The sequence below is a fragment of the Paraliomyxa miuraensis genome (genome assembly GCF_026337845.1).
Taxonomy (GTDB): domain Bacteria; phylum Myxococcota_A; class Polyangia; order Nannocystales; family Nannocystaceae; genus Paraliomyxa; species Paraliomyxa miuraensis.
The window spans coordinates 1-276 of the sequence record NZ_JAOVZF010000032.1; the positions used below are offsets into that span (position 1 = coordinate 1).

Annotated in this window: 1 protein-coding gene; it reads right to left on the minus strand. The window is 69.2% G+C overall.

Features of this window, described 5'->3' with window-relative positions; translation table 11 throughout:
* Positions 1–24: 24 nt before the first annotated feature.
* Positions 25–276: AgmX/PglI C-terminal domain-containing protein (locus OEB96_RS00130; protein ID WP_266213344.1), on the minus strand; the 252-nt coding region annotated here is incomplete at its 5' end.

Here is a 276-nt window from a genome sequence, read left to right on the forward strand (position 1 = left end):
CTCGGGGCCGAGCCCCGGCCGGCCTCAGCCGGGCTCGAGCACGAACGGGTACGTCACCACCGCGTTGCCGCCACCGGGCGGCTTGGGGAACTTCCAGCGCTTGACCGCCTTGGCCACGCAGTTGGAGACGTTGCTGTCCTTGATCGAGCTGTCGGCCACCACCGCCACCGGCACCGAGCCGGTGGGTCCGATGGTGAACTGGATCGCCACGCGGCCCTTGAGGTTGGGATCGCGGGCCAGGCCCTGGTTGTAGCAGTAGCGGACCTCGTTGATGTG